This is a genomic window from Bradyrhizobium xenonodulans (genome assembly GCF_027594865.1).
Taxonomy (GTDB): domain Bacteria; phylum Pseudomonadota; class Alphaproteobacteria; order Rhizobiales; family Xanthobacteraceae; genus Bradyrhizobium; species Bradyrhizobium xenonodulans.
Genome location: NZ_CP089391.1, coordinates 7,970,112 through 7,988,709 on the forward strand (window position 1 = coordinate 7,970,112; position 18,598 = coordinate 7,988,709).

Below are 18,598 nucleotides of genomic sequence, written 5' to 3' on the forward strand. Positions count from 1 at the left end.
GTTTGGAGAGCTTCGAAATTCGGGTTTGTTCGACCTCGGCCTGTGCGTGCGGCAGATCGGCGCAGACGACGGATCAGGAGACGCGTCAGATACCCAGATATTTGTGCTGGAGATCCGGCTCCGCCATCAGCTCATCCGAGGTGCCGCTCCACACCGTCTTGCCACGCTCGATGATGGTGTGGCGGTCGCAGATGCGGGCGAGATGGTCGACATTCTTGTCGACGACCAGGATCGACTGTCCGCGGCTCTTGAGCAGCGACAGGCAGTTCCAGATCTCGTCGCGGATCAGCGGCGCGAGGCCTTCGGTCGCTTCATCCAGGATCAGCAGTTTTGGATTGGTCATCAGCGCACGGCCGATCGCGAGCATCTGCTGCTCGCCGCCGGAGAGCTGGTTGCCCATGTTGGACGCGCGCTCGGCAAGGCGCGGGAACATCACGTAGATCGCCGCCAGCGTCCAGGGATTGGGGCTGTCGAAGCGATCGGCGGCGGCCGCGACCAGATTTTCGCGCACGGTGAGGTTCGGGAAAATCTGGCGTCCCTCGGGGACCAGACCGACGCCGAGCTTGGCGATCCGGTACGACGGCAGCTGCCGCACCTCAGTGCCCGCAAAACGGATGCTGCCAGCACGCGCCGGCGTCAGGCCCATGATGGAGCGGATGGTGGTGGTCTTGCCCATGCCGTTGCGGCCCATCAGCGAGACCATTTCGCCCGGCTTGATCGACAGCGACAGGCCGAACAGCACCTGGGACAGGCCGTAGCAGGTCTCGATGCCGTCGACGTCGAGCAGCGTGTCAGCCATGATGCGTCACCACGTGCTGGTCGCCGAGATAGGCGCGCTTGACATCGTCATTCGCCCGGATCGAGGCCGGATCGCCCGAGGCGATGACGCGGCCATAGACCAGCACCGAGATGCGGTCGGCGAGCGCGAACACCGCCGGCATGTCGTGCTCGACCAGCACGATCGAGACCTCCTTGCGCAGCTCCTGCAGCAGCTTCACCATGCCCTGGGATTCGGTGACGCCAAGACCCGCCATCGGCTCGTCCAGCAGCAGGAGCTTCGGCTTGCTGGCGAGCGCGACTGCGAGCTCGATCTGCCGCCGCTCGCCATGGCTGAGCCTCGACACCAGGACATCGGCGCGATGAGCAAGGCCGACGCGATCGAGCGCGGCATGCGCGGCGTCGCGCAGGCCCTTCTCCTTGCGCGCATTGGCGAAGAAGCGGAACGAGGTGCCGGCATGCGCCTGGGCTGCCAGCGCGACATTGTCCGCCGCGGTGAAGTCGAGCAGCAGCGAGGTGATCTGGAACGAGCGGGCGAGGCCCAGCGCGCAGCGGCGATAGGCCGGCAGGTACGTGATGTCGCGCCCCGCCAGCAAGACGCTGCCGGAATGCGGTTCGAGATGCCCGGTGAGCTGGCTGATCAGCGTGGTCTTGCCGGCGCCGTTCGGGCCGATGATGGCATGCAGCTCGCCGGCCGAAACGTCGAGCGAGACGTTGTCTGTCGCGACGATGCCGCCGAAGCGGCGCACCAGCTTGTCGACGCGGAGCAGCGGTTCAGCCACGATTGAGCCTCCCGAGCATGCCCATGATGCCGCCGCGGCCGAACAGCACGATCAGCAGCAGCAGCGGGCCCATGATCAGCGCCCAATATTCGGTGATCTGCGACAGGAATTCTTCCAGCAACAGATACACCACCGCGCCCATGACCGGGCCGAACAGCGTGCCCATGCCGCCCAGGATCACCATCACCATGAGGTCGCCGGAGCGGGTCCAGTACATCACGGCCGGGCTGACGAAATCGGTGTTGTTGGCAAGCAGCGCGCCGGCGAGGCCGCACATCGTGCCCGAGATGACGAAGCAGACCAGCTGGTAGCGCTTGGCGGGAAAGCCGATTGCCTGCATGCGCTGCTCGTTCGAGCGCAGGCCCTGCACGACAAGGCCGAAGCGGGAATTGGCGATGCGCCAAATCAGGAAGATCACCGCGAACAGGCAGGCGAGGCAGAGATAGTAGAACTGCGTGCGGTTGCCGAGATTGATCAACCCGGAGAAATCGCTGCGCTTGTAGACGGTGAGGCCGTCATCGCCGCCGTAGCGTGCGAGGCCCGAGGCGACGTAATAGGCCATCTGCGCGAAGGCGAGCGTGATCATGATGAAATAGACGCCGCGGGTGCGCAAGCTGAGCGCGCCGATCACGAGCGCGTAGATCGCGGAGGCCGCGAGCGCGACCGGAAACTGGATGAAGCCGCTTCCGACGCCTTCCTGTGCGAGCATGCCCACGGCATAGCCGCCGATGCCGAGATAGGCGGCGTGGCCAAAACTCATCATGCCGCCAAAGCCCATGATGAGGTTGAGGCTCGCGGCGGCCAGCGCCAGGATGACGACGCGGGTGAACAGCGTCAGGATGAAGACGTTGCCGGAGAGATGCGAATAGAGCGGCAGCAGCACGAGGCCCGCCAGCATCAGGGCCGTGACGGCCTTGCTCACCGAGAAAGCCTTCATCGACGGTTGGCCGGAAACAGCCCCTCCGGCCGCACCACCAGCACGATCGCCATCAGCAAATAGATCAGCATGGAGGACAGCGCAGGCGCGGCGGTAGAGGCCGCGGCGCCGCTCAGCACTTGCCGCAGCAGATTGGGCAGGAAGGCACGGCCGAGCGTGTCGATCATGCCGACGAAGATCGCGGCGAGGAACGCGCCGCGGATCGAGCCGATGCCGCCGATCACGATGATGACGAAGGCGAGGATCAGGATGTTCTCACCCATGCCGATCTGCACGGTGAGGATCGGCGCCTGCATCAGCCCGGCGAGGCCGGCGAGCGCGGCACCCAGGCCGAACACCAGCGTGTAGAGCAGCTTGATGTTGATGCCGAGCGCACCGATCATCTCGCGGTTGGAGGCGCCGGCGCGGATCAGCATGCCGATGCGGGTGCGCATCACGCCGAGATAGAGCAGCAGCGCAACCAGCAGCGCGACAACGATGATGGCGAGGCGATAAGCGGGATAGTGGATGCCGGGCAGGATCGGCACTGGCACCGTAAGCCAGGCCGGCAGCGGCAGCGCGAGGCCCGCCGGCCCCCAGATCAGCCGCACGGCTTCGTTGAAGAACAGGATCAGGCCGAAGGTCGCGAGCACATGATCGAGATGGTCGCGGCCGTAGAGATGCCGCAGCGCCGACATTTCGAGCACGATGCCGAGCACGAGCGTGGCCCCTAACGCCAGCAGCGCGCCGAGCAGGAAGCTGCCGGTCCAGGCCGCGAAGGTCGCGGCGAAATAGGCGCCCATCATGTAGAGCGAGCCGTGCGCGAGGTTGACGAGATCCATGATCCCGAACACCAGCGTCAGGCCGGCGGCGAGGAGGAACAGGAGCAGGCCAAACTGCAATCCGTTCAGGAACTGTTCGACGACGAGCAGCATCAAAACTCTTTCAGGCGCACGCAGCTTCGCGCCGATGTTCGAACACGGTCGCCATCAGTGAAAGAGTTCCCCCTGCCTGTTCAAGGCGGAAAAATGGGTAATGGCAGTATCGTTCCGAGGCAAGAGCGATTCGACACCAAACATGCACTTTGTTGCATGCCGATGCATGCGATCGACATTGGCCTTGCAAGAAGACTGCCGAGCAGCATGGGGCAACCTGCCGCACCCAAACGATCGCCCTCCCCCGGCAAGCCGGGAGAGGGCGCCAACATCGACGGAATGAAGACGGATGCGTCTAGTGCGACGTCATCTGCCGGGGAAGATCGTCCGCCTCGGCAAGCACGCTGTTGGCCGTCGAGGCTTCGAGCGCCGCCATCCGGAACAGATAGGCGAGCGTCGCCAATCCGGTGTCTTCCGCCATCTGCGCCAGCTCGAGCGCCATGTCGGACATGTAGCCGAGATTCTCGTCCCTGGTCTGCGCCATGATCTGGCTGTCCCGCATCATGTTCGACATCTCAGGCGCTCTTTCGTTGTGCGGCGAGGCCGCAGAGGTTGGCACGGGCGACGCAGTCGATCCGCGGACCGTCCTGCTGGACGACGTTCGTCATCCCGATGCGGTCACGCACGACATCGAGCGATTCCTGGCGAACCTCGATGGACGCCGCCATGGTCCACGAATTCTCGATCAATGCCGGCAATCCCAGCGGGGTCACGACGAAGCCGATGTCGTGGAAGCGCGGCAACCACCAGGTTTCCATGACCAGACAGAGACGCTCGATGCCCTGATCGAGACAGAACTCCTGCGCCGCTGCCATCAGTTGCAGATTGAACGCGCCGTCGCGCCGCTCGCGCGAAACGAAGAAGCGCGACCACTCCCAGACCAGCGGGTCCGAGGGGCAACCGCGCACCGCGGCGAGATGCGGGAAGACCTCGCTCATCATCGTCGGCTTGGTGGTCGGATATAGCCGGGAGCCGCCGAGCACCCGGCGGTTTTCGAGAGCCAGCAGGTAGATCGCGTCCTCATTATCGTAGGTGTCGATCTCGCGGCCGTCGGGCTTGCGCAGCGCCTCCCATTTCCGCTCCTCGACGAAAATCTCGTGGCGCACCCTGAAATGTTGCTCAAGAACGTCTTCGTAAAGGTGCCGGTTGACGGCAGAAATCACATGAATCATTTATTCCCCCATTGTTCGCAATAATGGGGGAATCCTCACGGAAAACGGCCAGACCGACTATTGGGAAATTTCCCAGTAGGCGCGGATTTCAGGGAGTGATGATTCTGTGGCGGATCGCGATCGCGACCGCATGCGTCCGGTTGACGGCACCGAGCTTGCGCGCGGCAGTTGCAAGATGTTCTTCGGCTGTGCGCTGCGTAATATGCAGGATCTCGCCGATTTCCCAGGCCGACTTCCCCTGCGAGGCCCAGGCGAGCACCTCGCGCTCGCGCGGGGTAAGGCGCATCGATGGATGTTGCGTCGGCTCCAGCAGGCGGCGAATGTGATCGAAGCCGTACATCCCGATCAGGTGCAACGCCGGCTTGCTGCGCGCATTGAGATCGAGATGAACGCCACCGAGGGAGACGCCGGCCTCGTAGCCGGTCAAGCCATGGATCGGCACGACGAAGCCGCGCGACATGCGGAAATCGGCAGCGCGCCGCATCACCTCCACCGCGCCCGGCTCCAACTCCGGATCATACGGCGCCTCGGACCACTCGAAAGGGTTCACCGTCTGCCGGCATTTGCGGATCACGGGATCGACACGGTCGTAGCTCTTCTGGGTGTAGAGGCTGAACCACTCCGCCGGCCACTTCTTGGCCAGCACCATCTGGGAAAAGCGCTGATCGGGATTCGGCAAGCCCGTGACGATGATGTGTTCAAAACCGTACCGGCCGAACGCGGTTGCAAGCGCGTCCATGGCGTCCGGAACCTTGGTATAGGCTCCCAACCCTTCGATGAAGTCGAGCGCCTCGCGGCCATAATCTACGGCATCTACGGCGGACATCGGTGCGTTTCCTGACCCTTGCCCTTCCCTATAGCACGTCTTTGGGGACTGCCTCAATTCACTGCGGCCGTAGTTTCCCGGTGCTCATCTGCTTCGAAGATTTAAACTACTTGTGGCAGAATTGACGTCAAGATACACCTGAGGCGTCCGAAGCGGGAAAACCACGATGGAAGACGAGGACATTGCCCTCAACAGCGTGCTCGGCCTGGAATTGAACCGCGTGTTTTTCGCCGTCCGCGAAACGGCAAACAAGCAGAAGATCATCGAGTTCGCGCGCGAGGTGTTGCAAAGCGAGCGCGCGGAGCTGACCGACAGCGTTTTACCCGAGGGCCCGGCGAGCTAGTCAACGCGGTTGCAGCAAACGACGCCGATGCAAGATCGCGCGACGCCGCCCGTCCATTCGAATGCGCCGATTTTAGTCGAAACACTCTGATAGCGAAGTTGCCTTTCCTTCTCCCCTTGTGGGAGAAGGTGGCGCGAAGCGCCGGATGAGGGGTTCTCTCCGCGCACTCACTGCGGCAGGATCACTCGCGGAGAGAACCCCTCACCCGTCTCGCCGCTACGCGGCGAGCCACCCTCTCCCGCAAGGGGAGAGGGAAGGCGGCGCCGCCACGATCCTCTTTCGGATGCCAAAGATTCGGATGCCAAGAGCATGATGACGCTGCGCCAGGTTGAAGTGATCCGTGCCGTGATGGTGACGGGCACCATTGGCGGTGCGGCGAAGCTGCTCAACGTCTCGGCGCCGGGGATCAGCCGCCTCGTCAAATACACCGAGCGCTCGCTCGGCATTCGTTTCTTCCAGCGCCAGAACGGGCGCTACTTCCCGACGCCGGAAGCCGAGAACATCTTCGAGCAGATCAACGGCGTCTACAAGAAGGTCGACGATCTCTCCGAACTCATCTCCAAGATCGGCCGCGGCGGCTTGTCGGAGCTGCGCATCGGCTCGGTGCCGAGCATCTCGCAGGTGATGGTGCCGCGCGCGATCGAGCGCGTCCGCCGCCGCTATCCCGACCTCGGCATCGACATCAACATCCTCAAGCTCGAGGAAGCGATCGACTATCTCCTGCTCGGCCGCGGCGAGTGCGTGGCCATGAGCTACCGGCTCGAGCATTCTGGGCTCGACTTCATGCCGCTCGCCTCGGGCGAGCTCTATTGCATCGTGCCGCCCGGCCACGAGCTTGCCGGCCGCAAGCAGGTCTCCGCCGCCGAGATCACCCGCTACCCGCTGATCGGCATCGACCCCAACGATCCCTACGGCCGGATCATGGCCGAGATCTTCGCGCGCAACCGGCTCGACTACAACATCACCATCCGCGCGCGCTTCGGCACCACGGTCTGCGCGCTGGTGAAGGCGGGGCTCGGCATCGCCATCATCGACCAGTTCACGGTGGCCCATGGCGGCTATCCCGGCATCGAGCTGTTGAAGATCGCCGAGCCGACGCGGTTCGACACCTACATCGCGGTCAAGCGCGGCGCGCCGCTGTCGCTGCATGTCGAGTATTTCATCGAGTCCCTCCGCGCCGAGATGCGCGCGGTCGAGCCGTCCCGCGGCAACGGCAAGGCCGCCCCGGCGCGCGGGCGAAAGAAATAACATTATGTTAGGTTTGCCGGATAAATGGGTAATTGTGTTAGGCGGGGGAAAGGCTATCGTCCCTCCTGGAAACCCTCTTGGAATTGCGCGGATTTCTCCGCTAATGGCCGGGACCGAACGCTCCCAACGAGACGATAGCCAACCATGTCCAAGCGCGGATACGCCGCCAGCAAGAAGCTTCTCACCGGCCTGATCGGCGCGCCGATCGCGCATTCCGCGTCCCCCGCCATGCACGAGCGCGCCGCCGAGGCGCTCGGCCTGCGCGGCCATTACCAGCTCATCGAGGTCGCCGGCGCCGATGCGGCCGGGCTCCGCATGATGCTCGAGGGCGTGCGGCGGCTCGGCTTTGCCGGCGTCAACGTGACTTACCCCTACAAGGAAGCGGTGGTGCCGCTGCTCGACGCGCTGGCGCCGGCCGCCGCCGCGATGGGCGCGGTCAACACCGTCGTCGTCAGGGATGGCCGCCTGACCGGCCACAACACCGACACGACCGGCTTTGCCCGCGCGGTAGCGCCGCTGCTGGCACCGTCCGGCAACGCAATCGCCGTGATCGGCTCCGGCGGCGTCGGCAAGGCCATCGCATTTGCGCTGGCGAGCCTGGACGTGGCCGACATCCGCATTTTCGACAGCGAGCCGGCGCGCGCCGAAACGCTCGCTTCGCTGCTGGCGAAGCAAGGCGGCGCGAGGGTGGCGCGAAGCGTCGAGGATGCGCTCGACGGCGCAACGGGCCTCATCAATGGCACGCCGGTCGGCATGCTGCCGAACCGTGACACCCCGGTCGCACCCTCGCTGCTGCGCGAAAACCTGTGGGTCGCCGACGCCGTGTATTCGCCCCTGATCACGCCGCTGCTGGCGGCGGCCAAAGCCAAGGGCGCGCGGATCATGACCGGGCGCGAGCTTGCGATCTATCAGGCCGCCGATGCCTTCGAGCTGTTCACGGGCCTTGCCCCATCGACCGAGGTCATGGGAGAGGCTTTCGACGAGGTGATGGCGGCACGAAGTTCGACCTATCACGCAGCGTAACTGAAGCGGCCGGATACAAGGCCGCGGACAACATCAACGAAAACGGGAGGAGAGACCATGAAATCGACTATTCTGGCAGGCGCCCTGCTTGCCCTCGCGACTGCAACCAGTGTCCACGCCCAGGCGATCAAGCTCGCCGACGTCGCCGAACTGTCGGGCGGCGGCGCCACCGTCGGCACCAACTGGAAGAACGGCATCGACCTCGCGATCGAGGAGATCAATGCCAAGGGCGGCGTGCTCGGCCGCAAGCTCGAGGTCACCCACGCCGACTCGCAGTCCAACCCCGGCGTTGCCCGTGCCCAGGTGCAGAAGGCACTCGACGCCGAGCCCTATGTGCTGCTCGGGCCCGGCTATTCCGGTTCGGTGAAAGTGACGGCGCCGCTCGCGGCGGAGGCCGGCATCGCGCAGATCATGGGCGGCGAAGCCGCCGAGCTGACTCAGGCCGGCAACAAGTTCTTGTTCCGCACTTCGTTCGGCCAGCAATCCTCGATGCCGAAAGTGGCAAAGTACATCCACGACGAGATGAAGGCGAAGACGGTCGCGGTGGTCTGGGTCAACAACGATTTCGGCCGCGGCGGCCGCGACGTCGTCGTCAAGGAACTCGACCGGCTCGGCTCCAAGGTCGTCGCCGACCTCTCGACCGAAGCGGGACAGGCCGATTTCGCCGCCGACGTCGGCAAGATCAAGGCCGCCAATCCCGATGCCGTGTTCGTCTATCTCAACGAGGAAGAGAGCGCGCGCATCCTCAAGGAGCTGAAGCGCCAGGGCGTCACCGCCCCATTGATGGGCGAGACCACGCTGATCGGCCAGAAGGTGATCGAGCTCGCCGGCGATGCCGCCAACGGCGCGCGCGGCCATGTCGGCCTCACCACGGACGCGCCGGTCGACCTGATCAAGGCGTTCCGCGAGAAGTTTTCGAAGAAGTACAATTACGTGCCCGATCATAACGGCCTGAAGGGCTATCTCGCCGTCTACATGGTGAAGGCCACCACAGAGAAGATGGGCAAGGTCGACGCGAAGAAATTCGCCGACACGCTGCATGGCCTCACCATCAAGGCCGCGGACGAGCCGGGCATCTTGATGGATGTTACCTTCAGCGACACCGGCGACATCGACCGCCAGAGCTTCCTGGTCGAGGTGGTCGAAGGCAAGCAGGTCGTGAAGCAGGTGCTGCCGAAGGTGAAGTGAGATAGAGCGGAGCAAGCGCCTCGTCCTTCGAGACGACCGCTTCCAGCGGTCTCCTCAGGATGAGGCTGAACTCGCTGCGGAGCGCATGGTCCTGCAGCCGCGCACTCCGCCCTCATCCTGAGGGCCCGCCAAAGGCGGGCGTCTCGAAGGATGTGTCACGAGGATGCTGTCGCCAGTGCGGTTGCTTGCCGCAGGCGGGGGAGAGGGACCGAAAGAGGGGAAAATGTCCAATCTGTTCGATCTTCTGGTCGCGGGACTGGCCACCGGCGCGATCTATGCGCTGGTTGCGGTCGGCTTCACGCTGCTGTGGCAGACCTCGCAGACCATCAATTTCGCGCAAGGCGAGTTCGTGATGCTGCCGGCATTCCTGATGCTGGCGGCGATGCATGCCGGCGCGCCGTTCTGGCTCGCGATCATCCTCGGCATCCTGCTCTCGATGATCCTGCTCGGCCTCGCCTTCAAGCTGCTGCTGGTCGATCCGATGATGCGCCACGGCGTGCTGCCGCTGGCCATCGCCACCATGGCGCTCGCGATCGGCATCAAGGAATCCGTCAAGCAGTTCTTCAGTGCCGAGGCCTCGCCGTTCCCGTCGATCGTGCCGACCGGCGACATCTCCATCCTCGGCCACGCCGTGTCGCTGCAGAGCATCGGCGTTCTCGTCGTCGCCATTGTTGCCGTGTTCGGCCTGACCGCGCTGCTGAACCGCACCTCGCTGGGCCACCAGATGCAGGCGGCGGCGCAGAATCCGACGGTGGCGCGCATCATCGGCGTGCCGGTCGAGCGGATGATCCTGCTGACCTTCCTGATCAACGCCTTCCTGGTCGCGCTGGCCTCGCTGCTGATCACGCCGATCTATCTCGCAAAATTCTCCTCCGGCGAGGTGCTGGGCCAGGCGGCCTTCATCGCCGCGATCGTCGGCGGCTTCAACCAGGTGCGCGGCGCGATCGCGGGCGGCCTCCTGATCGGCGTGCTCGACAACCTCGCGGCGGCCTATGTCTCGACGCAGTACCGCGCCGCCGTGCCGATGATCTTCCTGATCGCCGTCATCCTGTTCCGGCCGCAAGGATTAATGGGCCGCGCCGAGGAGCGCACCGTATGAGCGGCTTCGCCAAACCGTTGAAGATCGCGCTCGGCCTCGCCGTCATCGCCGGCCTGATCATCGTTCCCATGAACTTCAACCGCTACGGCCTGTTCATCCTGAGCCAGTGGGCGGTGATGAGCATCGCCGCGATGGGGCTGAACCTCACACTCGGCTATGCCGGGCAGGTGTCGCTGGCACAGGGCGCCTTCGTCGGTATCGGCGCCTATGCGGCCGCGATCATGACGACCCATGGCTGGCCGCTGCCGGCGGCGATCGTCGTCGCCATCATGTTGAGCTTCGCGGTGGGCTGGGTGCTCGGCTATCCCGCGCTGCGCGTGCAGCACCATTATCTCGCCTTCGTCACGCTGGCTTTCTCGACCCTCGCGTTCCTCGTATTCCGCAACGAAAGTTGGCTCACCGGCGGCATCTACGGCATCTCCAACATTCCGCGTCCGCACTTTTTCGGGATCGCCACCAACAAGCCGCTGCCGTTCTACTATGTCTGCCTCGGCTCGCTCGCGATCGTGTCGCTGGCGGTATGGTGGCTGATCCGCTCGCCCTGGGGCCGCGCCTTCATGGCGCTGCGCGAAAATCCGCTACGCGCGCAATCGCTCGGCGTCGACACCCGCCGCTACACGCTGATGGCGTTTGCGATCGGCTCGGCGCTCGGCGGCGTCGCCGGCGCGCTCTATGCACCGCTGACGCAATATATCGATCCCGTGCCGTTCAACCTGTCGCTCTCGCTCGACCTCCTGATGATGGTGATCGTCGGCGGCGCCGGCTTCTATTTCGGCCCCTTCCTGGGGGCGATGATCGCGGTGCTGCTGCCGGAATGGCTGCGCTTCACCGAAGGCTATTACCTGATGATCTACGCGGTCGCGGTGATGGGGCTGCTGATCTGGTCGCCGACCGGCATTCTGGGAATCCTCGACCGCTATCTCGCCGAGCGCCGCACCAAGGCGGCTTCCGCCCTGCGCGCCGTCGCGAAGTCCCGGCTGGAGACGGCGCAATGAGTGCGGTTCTCGAAGTCACCGACATCAAGAAGAACTTTGGCGGCATCAGCGCGGTCGACGGGGTCTCGTTCGACGTCCGCGAGGGTGAGATCCTCGGCCTGATCGGCCCGAACGGTTGCGGCAAGTCGACTTTGTTCAACTGCATCCTCGGCCAGCTCACGCCGTCAGACGGCGAGGTCAAGCTCGACGGCAAGGTCGTCACCGGCCTGCGGCCCGCTGAGCTCAACAAGCTCGGCGTCAGCCGTACCTTCCAGCTTCTACAGGTGTTTCCGAAGCTCTCGGTGCGCGAAAACCTGATCCTCGCGGGACAGGAGCACCAGGGCAACATGGCTTCGCGCCTGGTCGGCCGCTCCGACGCCGGGCTGACGGAGGCCGCCAACCAGATGATCGGCTTCTTCAAGCTCGACCATCTCGCGGCAGAACCAGCCGGCGGTCTCTCCTACGGGCAGCAGAAGCTGCTCGACGCCGCCATGGCCTTCATGGGCGGCCCGCGCCTGGTGCTGCTCGACGAGCCCGCCGGCGGCGTCAACCCGTCGATGCTGGCGGACCTGAAGGACCGTCTGGTCGCGATCAACCGCGAGAAGAACGCGACCTTCGTCGTGATCGAGCACAACATGGAATTCGTGATGTCGCTGTGCTCGCGCGTGATGGTGATGGCGGAAGGCAAGGTGCTGGCGATGGGGCGACCGGACGAGGTCCGGAAAGACCCCGCCGTGATCGAAGCCTATCTGGGGCATTGAGGAGGCGACCATGAGCGACCCGATCCTCTCGGTTCACAATCTCGTCGGCGGCTACGGCAAGATGACGATCCTGAACGGCACGACCTTCGCCGTGCCGCAGGCCACGATCACGACCATCATCGGCCCGAACGGTGCCGGCAAGTCCACCGTGTTCAAGGCGATCTTCGGCTTGCTCAAGCTGCGCGAGGGCAAGATCAGCTTTGCGGGTCGCGATGTCACCAATTTGAGCCAGCGCGCACTGCTCAATGCCGGCATCTGCTACGTCCCGCAGGGCCGCAACATCTTTCCCGAACTGTCGGTGCGTCACAATATCGAACTCGGCGGCGTTTCCGCGGACAAGGGCATCGACCTGCCCAAGCGGATCGAGGCCGCGCTCGACCTGTTCCCGGCGCTGCGGCGGAAGTCGACGCAGCAGGCTTCGACGCTTTCGGGCGGCGAGCAGAAGCAGCTCGAGATCGCCCGTTCGCTGCTGCTCGAGCCAAAGCTCGTGCTGATCGACGAGCCCTCGATCGGCCTGTCGCCGATGATGGTGCAGCAGACCTTCGACATCCTCAAGAGCCTGCGCGACCGCGGCGTCACCATCCTGATGATCGAGCAGAACGCGCGCTCGGCGCTGGAGATTTCCGACATCGGCATCGTGCTCGAGCTCGGCCAGACCCGCATGGTCGACGGTGCGAAGCAAATCCTGAACGATCCGCGGATCGGGCAGCTCTTCCTCGGCGGCGCCATGGAGGAGAGTGCGGCATGAGCGCGCCAATGCGCATCGGCGTTGCCGGCGCCGGCCTGATCGGCCGCCGCCACATCGAATTGATCGAGTCCTCCGGGGATTGCGTGCTGGCCGGCATCGCCGACCCCTCGCCCGCCGCGCAGGACTATGCGCAGGCGCATGCCGTGCCCTACTACGCGGACCATCGCACGCTTCTGGAACAGCAGAAGCCCGACGGCCTCGTCATCGCCTCGCCCAACACGCTGCATCTGCCGATGGCGCTCGACTGCGCCGAGGCCGGCGTGCCCGCGCTGATCGAGAAGCCCGTGACCGAAACGGTTGCCGCTGCGCAACGCCTCTGCGCCGCAGTGAAGCGCACCGGCGTGCCGATGCTGGTCGGCCACCACCGCCGGCACAATCCCGTCATCAAGTCGGCGCGCGAGACGGTGGCGAGTGGCAAACTCGGCCAGCTCACGGCGGTGGTCGGGCTCTGGCTGCTGAAGAAGCCCGACGATTATTTCGATGTTGCCTGGCGGCGCGAGCCAGGCGGCGGGCCGCTGCTGATCAATCTCATGCACGACATCGACAATCTCCGCTTCATCTGCGGCGAGATCGTCGAGGTGCAGGCGCTGACGTCGAACAAGGTGCGCGGCTTCGCGGTCGAGGACACCGCCGCACTGCTGTTGCGCTTCGCCAACGGCGTACTGGGAACGGTGACGGTCTCCGATGCAACGCCAGCGCCGTGGAGCTGGGAGCTGACCGCGGGCGAGAACGCGGTCTACCCGCAGCAGGATCAGCCCTGTTACGTCTTCGCCGGAACCAACGGCTCGCTCTCGGTCCCGACCATGGAGCTGTGGTCCTATTCGCAAAATCCCGGCTGGCATGCGCCGCTGGCGCGCAACCCCGTCGCAGTCGCAGGATACGATCCGCTGGTCGAGCAGCTCCGGCACTTCCTTGCCGTGATCGCGGGCCGCGAGCGGCCGTTGATATCGGTTGAAGATGCGATGGGAACGCTCGCCGTGGTCGAGGCCGTCGGCGAGGCCGCGCGGACAGGACAAAAGATATCGCCGGGGCAGATCATGGAGCAGGCAGCATGAACAAGCGCTCGATCGCAACGGTCTCCCTTTCCGGCGCCCTCGACGAAAAGCTCCGCGCCATCGCGTCAGCCGGCTTCGACTCGGTTGAGATCTTCGAGAACGATCTGCTGTCGTTCGGCGCCAGCCCGCGCGAAGTGGCGCACCTGTGCAAGGACCTCAATCTCGCAATCTGCGCATTCCAGCCGTTCCGCGATTTCGAGGGCATGCCGGAGCCGCAGCGTGCGCGCAATTTCGCCCGCGCCGAGCGCAAGTTCGATCTGATGCAGGAGCTCGGCACCGATCTCTTGCTGATCTGCTCCAACGTCTCGCCCGCCTCGCTCGGCGGCATCGACCGCGCCGCGGATGATTTTCGCGAACTGGGCGAGCGAGCCGCCAAACGTAACTTGCGCGTCGGCTACGAGGCGCTGGCCTGGGGACGCCACGTCAACGACTACCGCGATGCCTGGGAGATCGTGCGCCGCGCCGATCATCCCGCGATCGGCGTCATCCTCGACAGCTTTCATGCGCTGGCGCCCGGCTTTCCGGTTCGCGCGATGGCCTCGATTCCCGGCGACAAGATCTTCCTGGTGCAGCTTGCGGATGCACCCAAGCTCGAGCTCGACATCCTCTCGTGGAGCCGCCACTTCCGCTCCTTCCCCGGCCAGGGCGATCTGCCGGTCGGCGAATTCATGGCGGCGATCGCGGCCACCGGCTATGCCGGACCGCTGTCGCTCGAAATCTTCAACGACCAGTTCCGCGCCGGCTCGGCCACGCAGACCGCGATCGATGGCCTGCGCTCGCTGATCCTCTTGGAAGACCAGCTCGCGCCGGATTGGCCGAAGTTTTCCGGCGAGCCGCTGGCGCCGAAAGCCAAAAGCCGTGGCACCGGATTCATCGAGTTTGCGGTCAACGAGACCAAGGCGGGCGACCTCGCCCACCTGTTCGCGCAGCTCGGCTTCCGCAGGAGCGGCAAGCATCGCAGCAAGGCGGTGGAGCGCTGGTCGCAGGGCAAGGTCGAGCTGGTCATCAATTGCGAAACCGACGGCTTTGCCCATTCGCACTACGTCACCCATGGCCCCGGCGTCTGCGCCATCGCGCTCGACGTCGACAATGCCGGCCTTGCCATGCAACGCGCCGAGGCGTTGAAGACGCGCACCTTCTACCAGCCGGTCGGGCCGGGCGAGCTGGAGATCCCCGCGATCCACGGCGTCGGCGGCAGTCTGCTGTATTTCCTCGATCAGGCCGGCAAGAACTGGGACACGGATTTCGAGCCTGTTGCGAGCAATGCAGACAAGGACGCGCTGCTCGCCGTCGATCACATCGCGCAGTCGATGCCCTATGACGAGATGCTGTCCTGGCTCTTGTTCTACACCGGCATCCTCGACCTCAAGCGCCTGCCGCAGATGGAGATCGCCGATCCCAGGGGCCTCGTGCAGAGCCAGGCCATCATCAACGCCGACCAGAGCCTGCGCTTCGTGCTCAACGGCTCCTCCGCCAACCGCACGCTGCCGTCGCGCTTCATCTCGGAGTTCTTCGGGTCGGGCGTGCAGCACGTCGCGTTCTCCTGCCGGGACATTTTTGCGACGGTCGCGGAGATGCGCGCGCGGGGCGCGGACTTTTTGGATATCCCTGACAATTACTACGACGATATCGAAGCCAAATACGATCTCGCCCCCGAATTGATGGCGCAGCTGCGCGCCAATCACATCCTCTACGACCGCGAGGGCGATGGCGAGTTCTTCCAGGTCTACACCCACATCTTCGACGAGCGCTTCTTCTTCGAGATCGTCGAGCGCAGGAGCTATCAGGGCTTTGGCGCGGCCAATGCCGGGATCCGCCTCGCCGCGCAATCGCGCGAGGTACGGCCCGCGAGCATGCCGCGGGTGTGACTGTCTTCGCCTCTCCCCGCAAGCGGGGAGAGGGAGAGGAAAGAGCTCAGCTCACTTCATCGCGCACTTGTCGTGGAAGCGATCCTGGTCGTTCTCGACGATCGTCGCGACCGTCTTCAGCGAGAGCTGGCCTTCGGCGTCCTTGACCACGTCCTGGAGATAGAAGCTCTGCACCGGGATGTGGTTCTTGCCGTACTTGAACGCGCCGCGCAGCGACTTGAAGTTGGCCTTCTCCATCTCGGCCTTCATCGCGCCCTTCTTGCTGGTGTCGCCCTTCACCGCGACCACCGCGCTGTTGATGAGCTGGGCCGCGTCATAGGCTTGCGCGCCGTAATAGGTCGGCCGCAGGCCGGGATACTTCTTGCGGTAATCGGCGACGAAGCGCTTGTTCTGCTCGTTGGGAAGGTCGTTGACCCATTCCTGCGCGCCGGGCACGCCGAGCGCGTTCTCCTTCTGGAGCGGCAGCGACAGCTCGTCGACGGTGAAGGCCGTATAGAGCGGCATCGTGCTCTTCAGTCCGGCCTGCGCATATTGATTGAGGAACTGCACGCCGGCCGCACCGGGATAGAACACGAAGATCGACTCCGCGCCGGAGGCACGCGCCTTGGAGAGCTCGGCGGAGAAGTCGAGCTGGCTTGGCCAGACCGTGTATTCCTCGCCCTTGACCTCACCCTTGAACGTGCTCTTCACGCCCGCGAGCATGTCCTTGCCGGCCGCGTAGTTCGGGCCGATCAGGAACACGCTCTTGACGCCCTTCTGGTTCATGTAGAGGCCCATGGCCTGCGGCGTCTGGTCGTTCTGCCAGGAGGTCGAGAACACGTAAGGCGAGCACAGCTCGCCCGCAAGTTGTGACGGACCGGCATTGGCCGAGATCAGGAAGGTCTGCGAGTCCACCGCGCTCTTGAGCGAGGCCAGCAGCACGTTGGACCAGATATAGCCGACGATGAAATCGACCTTGTCGGACTGCACCAGCTTCTCGGTCTTCTGCTTGCCGACATCGGGCTTCTGGCCGTCGTCCTCGTAGATCACTTCGACCGGCTTGCCGTCCATCTTGCGGCCGATGTGATCCAGCGCGAGCTCGAAGGAGTTGCGCATGTCGTTGCCGATCACGGCGGTCGGGCCGCTGAAGGTCGAGACGAAACCGATCTTGATGGTGTCGCCGGCGAACGCCGGGTTTGCCAGCACCAGCGCCGCTGCGCCCGCCAGCCAGAATGCCGTCCTCATAACTCACTCCCCTCCTTATTATTGGCCCCGGAAACGGGGTGGTCGCCGCCCCGGGCCTGTCGCTATTGAACGCAAAATCTGTCGCGCCGCCAATGGCTCAGCGCCGGCCCCTGCACCATATTTCGCCCCAAACGGAGATGGCAAGAAATATAATTCTACTCACTTCGGCCTAGGCCTGGTCAAGGCTGCGGCGCTTTTTCGCGGGATATCGATACATCAGGCCGATTTGGCGATTGATGACGGCTATTGGACCGCGGCGCCCAATCCGCACTTAAATGAGAGAGTAGAGCAGCGAGATTCGAGGGACATCATGACCACGGCACCGCATCGCGTCGTCATCGTCGGAGCAGGCTTCGGCGGGCTGGAGACGACTTACCGGCTCGCGGGCGCGCCGGTCGAGATCACGCTGATCGATCGCCGCAACCACCATCTGTTTCAGCCGCTGCTTTACCAGGTCGCGACCGCCTCGCTTGCGACCAGCGAGATCGCCTGGCCGATCCGCCATCTGATGCGCGACCGGCGCGAGGTGACGACGCTGTTCGCCACCGTGAGCGGCGTCGATGCTGACAGGCGCTGCGTGCTGATCGACGACGGCAGCGAGGTGCCTTACGACACGCTCGTGCTCGCGACCGGCGCGCGTCACGCCTATTTCGGCCATGACGAGTGGGAGACCTGGGCGCCGGGCCTGAAGACGCTCGAGGACGGCACCACGCTGCGTCGTCACATCCTGGTGGCATTCGAGCGCGCCGAGCGCGAGACCGACCCGGCCAAGCGCGCGGCGCGGCTGACCTTCGTCATCGTCGGCGCCGGCCCGACCGGCGTCGAGCTCGCCGGCACCATCGCCGAGATGGCGCATCACACCTTGCCCGGCGATTTCCGCAACATCGACACGACCAAGGCGCGCGTCGTGCTGATCGAGGCCGGCCCGCGCGTGCTCGCGGGATTCGCCGACGACCTCTCGGCCTACGCGCAGGCGTCGCTGGAAAAGATCGGCGTGGAGGTCGTGCTGGGACAGGCCGTCACCGAGATCAATCGTGAGGGCGTCGTGTTCGGCGGCAAGCTGCTCGAGGCCAAGACACGAATCTGGGCCGCCGGCGTGCGCGCTTCGCCCGCGGCCGAATGGCTCGGTGCGCCGGCCGATCGCGCGGGGCGCGTGCAGGTGGAGGACGATCTCTCGATCCCCGGTCATCCCGAAATCTTTGCGATTGGCGATACCGTTTTGATCAACGCCTGGGACGGCAAGCCGGTGCCCGGCATCGCGCCGGCGGCGAAGCAGCAGGGCCGCCATGTGGCCGACACCATCAAGGCGCGCCTGCGTGGTGCCGCCACCGGCCCGTTCCGCTACAAGCACTCCGGCAGCCTCGCGCAGATCGGCAAGCGGCTCGCGGTGATCGACTTCGGCAAGGTCAAGCTGCGCGGCACCATCGCGTGGTGGATCTGGGGCATCGCCCACATCTACTTCCTGATCGGCTTGCGCCACCGCCTCAGCGTCGCGCTGAGCTGGCTCTGGATCTACGCGCGAGACCAGCGCGCCGCGCGGCTGATCACGCAGGGGTCAAGCAAGGTGGTGTAGGGGCGCTCTTACCCTCCCCTCCCGGGCAGGGGAATCGCATGTGGCTCTAAGGCATTGCGATTTGGAGAGAAATCGATTCTGAAGGT

Annotated in this window: 19 protein-coding genes; 11 read left to right on the forward strand and 8 right to left on the reverse strand. The window is 64.7% G+C overall.

The features are described from left to right. Positions 1 to 85: 85 nt before the first annotated feature. The 7 genes from I3J27_RS37680 to I3J27_RS37710 form a co-directional block, all read right to left on the reverse strand. Entirely contained in the window at positions 86 to 799 is a 714-nt protein-coding gene (locus tag I3J27_RS37680) for an ABC transporter ATP-binding protein (protein WP_270163861.1), read from the reverse strand. After that, the gene (locus tag I3J27_RS37685; RefSeq protein ID WP_270163862.1) at positions 792 to 1,559 is read right to left on the reverse strand and encodes an ABC transporter ATP-binding protein; all 768 of its coding nucleotides are present in this window, start codon (positions 1,557 to 1,559) and stop codon (positions 792 to 794) included. The genes I3J27_RS37680 and I3J27_RS37685 overlap by 8 nt, the downstream gene beginning before the upstream one ends. Continuing rightward, complete coding sequence (locus tag I3J27_RS37690; RefSeq protein ID WP_270163863.1) at positions 1,552 to 2,496, reverse strand: branched-chain amino acid ABC transporter permease; 945 nt, start codon at positions 2,494 to 2,496, stop codon at positions 1,552 to 1,554. The genes I3J27_RS37685 and I3J27_RS37690 overlap by 8 nt, the downstream gene beginning before the upstream one ends. Further along, a complete protein-coding gene (locus I3J27_RS37695; RefSeq protein WP_008143427.1) occupies positions 2,493 to 3,410 on the reverse strand; it encodes a branched-chain amino acid ABC transporter permease in 918 nt (305 codons plus the stop codon). Before I3J27_RS37695 ends, I3J27_RS37690 begins: the two co-directional genes overlap by 4 nt. Positions 3,411 to 3,705: 295 nt before the next feature. Then, a complete protein-coding gene (locus tag I3J27_RS37700) occupies positions 3,706 to 3,924 on the reverse strand; it encodes a hypothetical protein (protein ID WP_270163864.1) in 219 nt (72 codons plus the stop codon). 1 nt (position 3,925) lies between these two features. After that, positions 3,926 to 4,582: an acyl-homoserine-lactone synthase gene (locus tag I3J27_RS37705; protein WP_270163865.1), complete on the reverse strand. Its 657-nt coding sequence runs from the start codon at positions 4,580 to 4,582 to the stop codon at positions 3,926 to 3,928. A gap of 88 nt (positions 4,583 to 4,670) precedes the next feature. After that, entirely contained in the window at positions 4,671 to 5,408 is a 738-nt protein-coding gene (locus I3J27_RS37710) for a helix-turn-helix transcriptional regulator (RefSeq protein ID WP_270163866.1), read from the reverse strand. Positions 5,409 to 5,574: 166 nt separating this feature from the next. On the opposite strand from I3J27_RS37710, the gene I3J27_RS37715 reads away from it, so the two are divergent. From I3J27_RS37715 to I3J27_RS37760, 10 genes are all read left to right on the forward strand, one after another. Then, positions 5,575 to 5,751, forward strand: coding sequence for a hypothetical protein (locus tag I3J27_RS37715; protein WP_270163867.1), 177 nt, complete (start codon positions 5,575 to 5,577; stop codon positions 5,749 to 5,751). Between the two features lie 309 nt (positions 5,752 to 6,060). Continuing rightward, positions 6,061 to 6,999 carry a LysR family transcriptional regulator gene (locus tag I3J27_RS37720; RefSeq protein WP_270163868.1) on the forward strand — a complete coding sequence of 313 codons (939 nt, stop codon included), beginning with the start codon at positions 6,061 to 6,063 and terminating at the stop codon, positions 6,997 to 6,999. Between the two features lie 144 nt (positions 7,000 to 7,143). Next, positions 7,144 to 8,022, forward strand: coding sequence for a shikimate dehydrogenase (locus I3J27_RS37725; RefSeq protein ID WP_270163869.1), 879 nt, complete (start codon positions 7,144 to 7,146; stop codon positions 8,020 to 8,022). A gap of 57 nt (positions 8,023 to 8,079) precedes the next feature. After that, entirely contained in the window at positions 8,080 to 9,210 is a 1,131-nt protein-coding gene (locus I3J27_RS37730; protein ID WP_270163870.1) for an ABC transporter substrate-binding protein, read from the forward strand. 223 nt (positions 9,211 to 9,433) lie between these two features. Continuing rightward, a complete protein-coding gene (locus I3J27_RS37735) occupies positions 9,434 to 10,309 on the forward strand; it encodes a branched-chain amino acid ABC transporter permease (protein WP_270163871.1) in 876 nt (291 codons plus the stop codon). Then, on the forward strand, positions 10,306 to 11,304 hold the full coding sequence (locus I3J27_RS37740) for a branched-chain amino acid ABC transporter permease (RefSeq protein WP_270163872.1): 999 nt from the start codon (positions 10,306 to 10,308) through the stop codon (positions 11,302 to 11,304). The genes I3J27_RS37735 and I3J27_RS37740 overlap by 4 nt, the downstream gene beginning before the upstream one ends. Next, complete coding sequence (locus I3J27_RS37745; RefSeq protein ID WP_270163873.1) at positions 11,301 to 12,044, forward strand: ABC transporter ATP-binding protein; 744 nt, start codon at positions 11,301 to 11,303, stop codon at positions 12,042 to 12,044. The genes I3J27_RS37740 and I3J27_RS37745 overlap by 4 nt, the downstream gene beginning before the upstream one ends. 10 nt (positions 12,045 to 12,054) lie before the next feature. Next, positions 12,055 to 12,792 carry an ABC transporter ATP-binding protein gene (locus tag I3J27_RS37750; protein ID WP_270163874.1) on the forward strand — a complete coding sequence of 246 codons (738 nt, stop codon included), beginning with the start codon at positions 12,055 to 12,057 and terminating at the stop codon, positions 12,790 to 12,792. Then, positions 12,789 to 13,847, forward strand: coding sequence for a Gfo/Idh/MocA family protein (locus I3J27_RS37755; protein ID WP_270163875.1), 1,059 nt, complete (start codon positions 12,789 to 12,791; stop codon positions 13,845 to 13,847). Before I3J27_RS37750 ends, I3J27_RS37755 begins: the two co-directional genes overlap by 4 nt. Further along, the gene (locus I3J27_RS37760) at positions 13,844 to 15,715 is read left to right on the forward strand and encodes a bifunctional sugar phosphate isomerase/epimerase/4-hydroxyphenylpyruvate dioxygenase family protein (protein ID WP_270163876.1); all 1,872 of its coding nucleotides are present in this window, start codon (positions 13,844 to 13,846) and stop codon (positions 15,713 to 15,715) included. Before I3J27_RS37755 ends, I3J27_RS37760 begins: the two co-directional genes overlap by 4 nt. 51 nt (positions 15,716 to 15,766) lie before the next feature. Here the strand turns inward: I3J27_RS37760 and I3J27_RS37765 are convergent, their stop codons facing one another. Continuing rightward, positions 15,767 to 16,939 carry an ABC transporter substrate-binding protein gene (locus I3J27_RS37765; protein WP_270163877.1) on the reverse strand — a complete coding sequence of 391 codons (1,173 nt, stop codon included), beginning with the start codon at positions 16,937 to 16,939 and terminating at the stop codon, positions 15,767 to 15,769. A gap of 310 nt (positions 16,940 to 17,249) precedes the next feature. Between I3J27_RS37765 and I3J27_RS37770 the strand changes: the two genes are divergently transcribed. Next, positions 17,250 to 18,512: an NAD(P)/FAD-dependent oxidoreductase gene (locus I3J27_RS37770; protein ID WP_270163878.1), complete on the forward strand. Its 1,263-nt coding sequence runs from the start codon at positions 17,250 to 17,252 to the stop codon at positions 18,510 to 18,512. Positions 18,513 to 18,598: the final 86 nt, after the last annotated feature.

Coding starts and splice junctions, on each gene's coding strand:
- I3J27_RS37745 (WP_270163873.1), top strand. CDS start 11,301: ATGAGTGCGGTTCTCGAAGTCACCGACATCAAGAAGAACTTTGGCGGC.
- I3J27_RS37720 (WP_270163868.1), top strand. CDS start 6,061: ATGATGACGCTGCGCCAGGTTGAAGTGATCCGTGCCGTGATGGTGACG.
- I3J27_RS37695 (WP_008143427.1), bottom strand. CDS start 3,410: ATGCTGCTCGTCGTCGAACAGTTCCTGAACGGATTGCAGTTTGGCCTG.
- I3J27_RS37735 (WP_270163871.1), top strand. CDS start 9,434: ATGTCCAATCTGTTCGATCTTCTGGTCGCGGGACTGGCCACCGGCGCG.
- I3J27_RS37710 (WP_270163866.1), bottom strand. CDS start 5,408: ATGTCCGCCGTAGATGCCGTAGATTATGGCCGCGAGGCGCTCGACTTC.
- I3J27_RS37755 (WP_270163875.1), top strand. CDS start 12,789: ATGAGCGCGCCAATGCGCATCGGCGTTGCCGGCGCCGGCCTGATCGGC.
- I3J27_RS37725 (WP_270163869.1), top strand. CDS start 7,144: ATGTCCAAGCGCGGATACGCCGCCAGCAAGAAGCTTCTCACCGGCCTG.
- I3J27_RS37690 (WP_270163863.1), bottom strand. CDS start 2,496: ATGAAGGCTTTCTCGGTGAGCAAGGCCGTCACGGCCCTGATGCTGGCG.
- I3J27_RS37740 (WP_270163872.1), top strand. CDS start 10,306: ATGAGCGGCTTCGCCAAACCGTTGAAGATCGCGCTCGGCCTCGCCGTC.
- I3J27_RS37750 (WP_270163874.1), top strand. CDS start 12,055: ATGAGCGACCCGATCCTCTCGGTTCACAATCTCGTCGGCGGCTACGGC.
- I3J27_RS37760 (WP_270163876.1), top strand. CDS start 13,844: ATGAACAAGCGCTCGATCGCAACGGTCTCCCTTTCCGGCGCCCTCGAC.
- I3J27_RS37770 (WP_270163878.1), top strand. CDS start 17,250: ATGACCACGGCACCGCATCGCGTCGTCATCGTCGGAGCAGGCTTCGGC.
- I3J27_RS37680 (WP_270163861.1), bottom strand. CDS start 799: ATGGCTGACACGCTGCTCGACGTCGACGGCATCGAGACCTGCTACGGC.
- I3J27_RS37700 (WP_270163864.1), bottom strand. CDS start 3,924: ATGTCGAACATGATGCGGGACAGCCAGATCATGGCGCAGACCAGGGAC.
- I3J27_RS37765 (WP_270163877.1), bottom strand. CDS start 16,939: ATGAGGACGGCATTCTGGCTGGCGGGCGCAGCGGCGCTGGTGCTGGCA.
- I3J27_RS37705 (WP_270163865.1), bottom strand. CDS start 4,582: ATGATTCATGTGATTTCTGCCGTCAACCGGCACCTTTACGAAGACGTT.
- I3J27_RS37730 (WP_270163870.1), top strand. CDS start 8,080: ATGAAATCGACTATTCTGGCAGGCGCCCTGCTTGCCCTCGCGACTGCA.
- I3J27_RS37715 (WP_270163867.1), top strand. CDS start 5,575: ATGGAAGACGAGGACATTGCCCTCAACAGCGTGCTCGGCCTGGAATTG.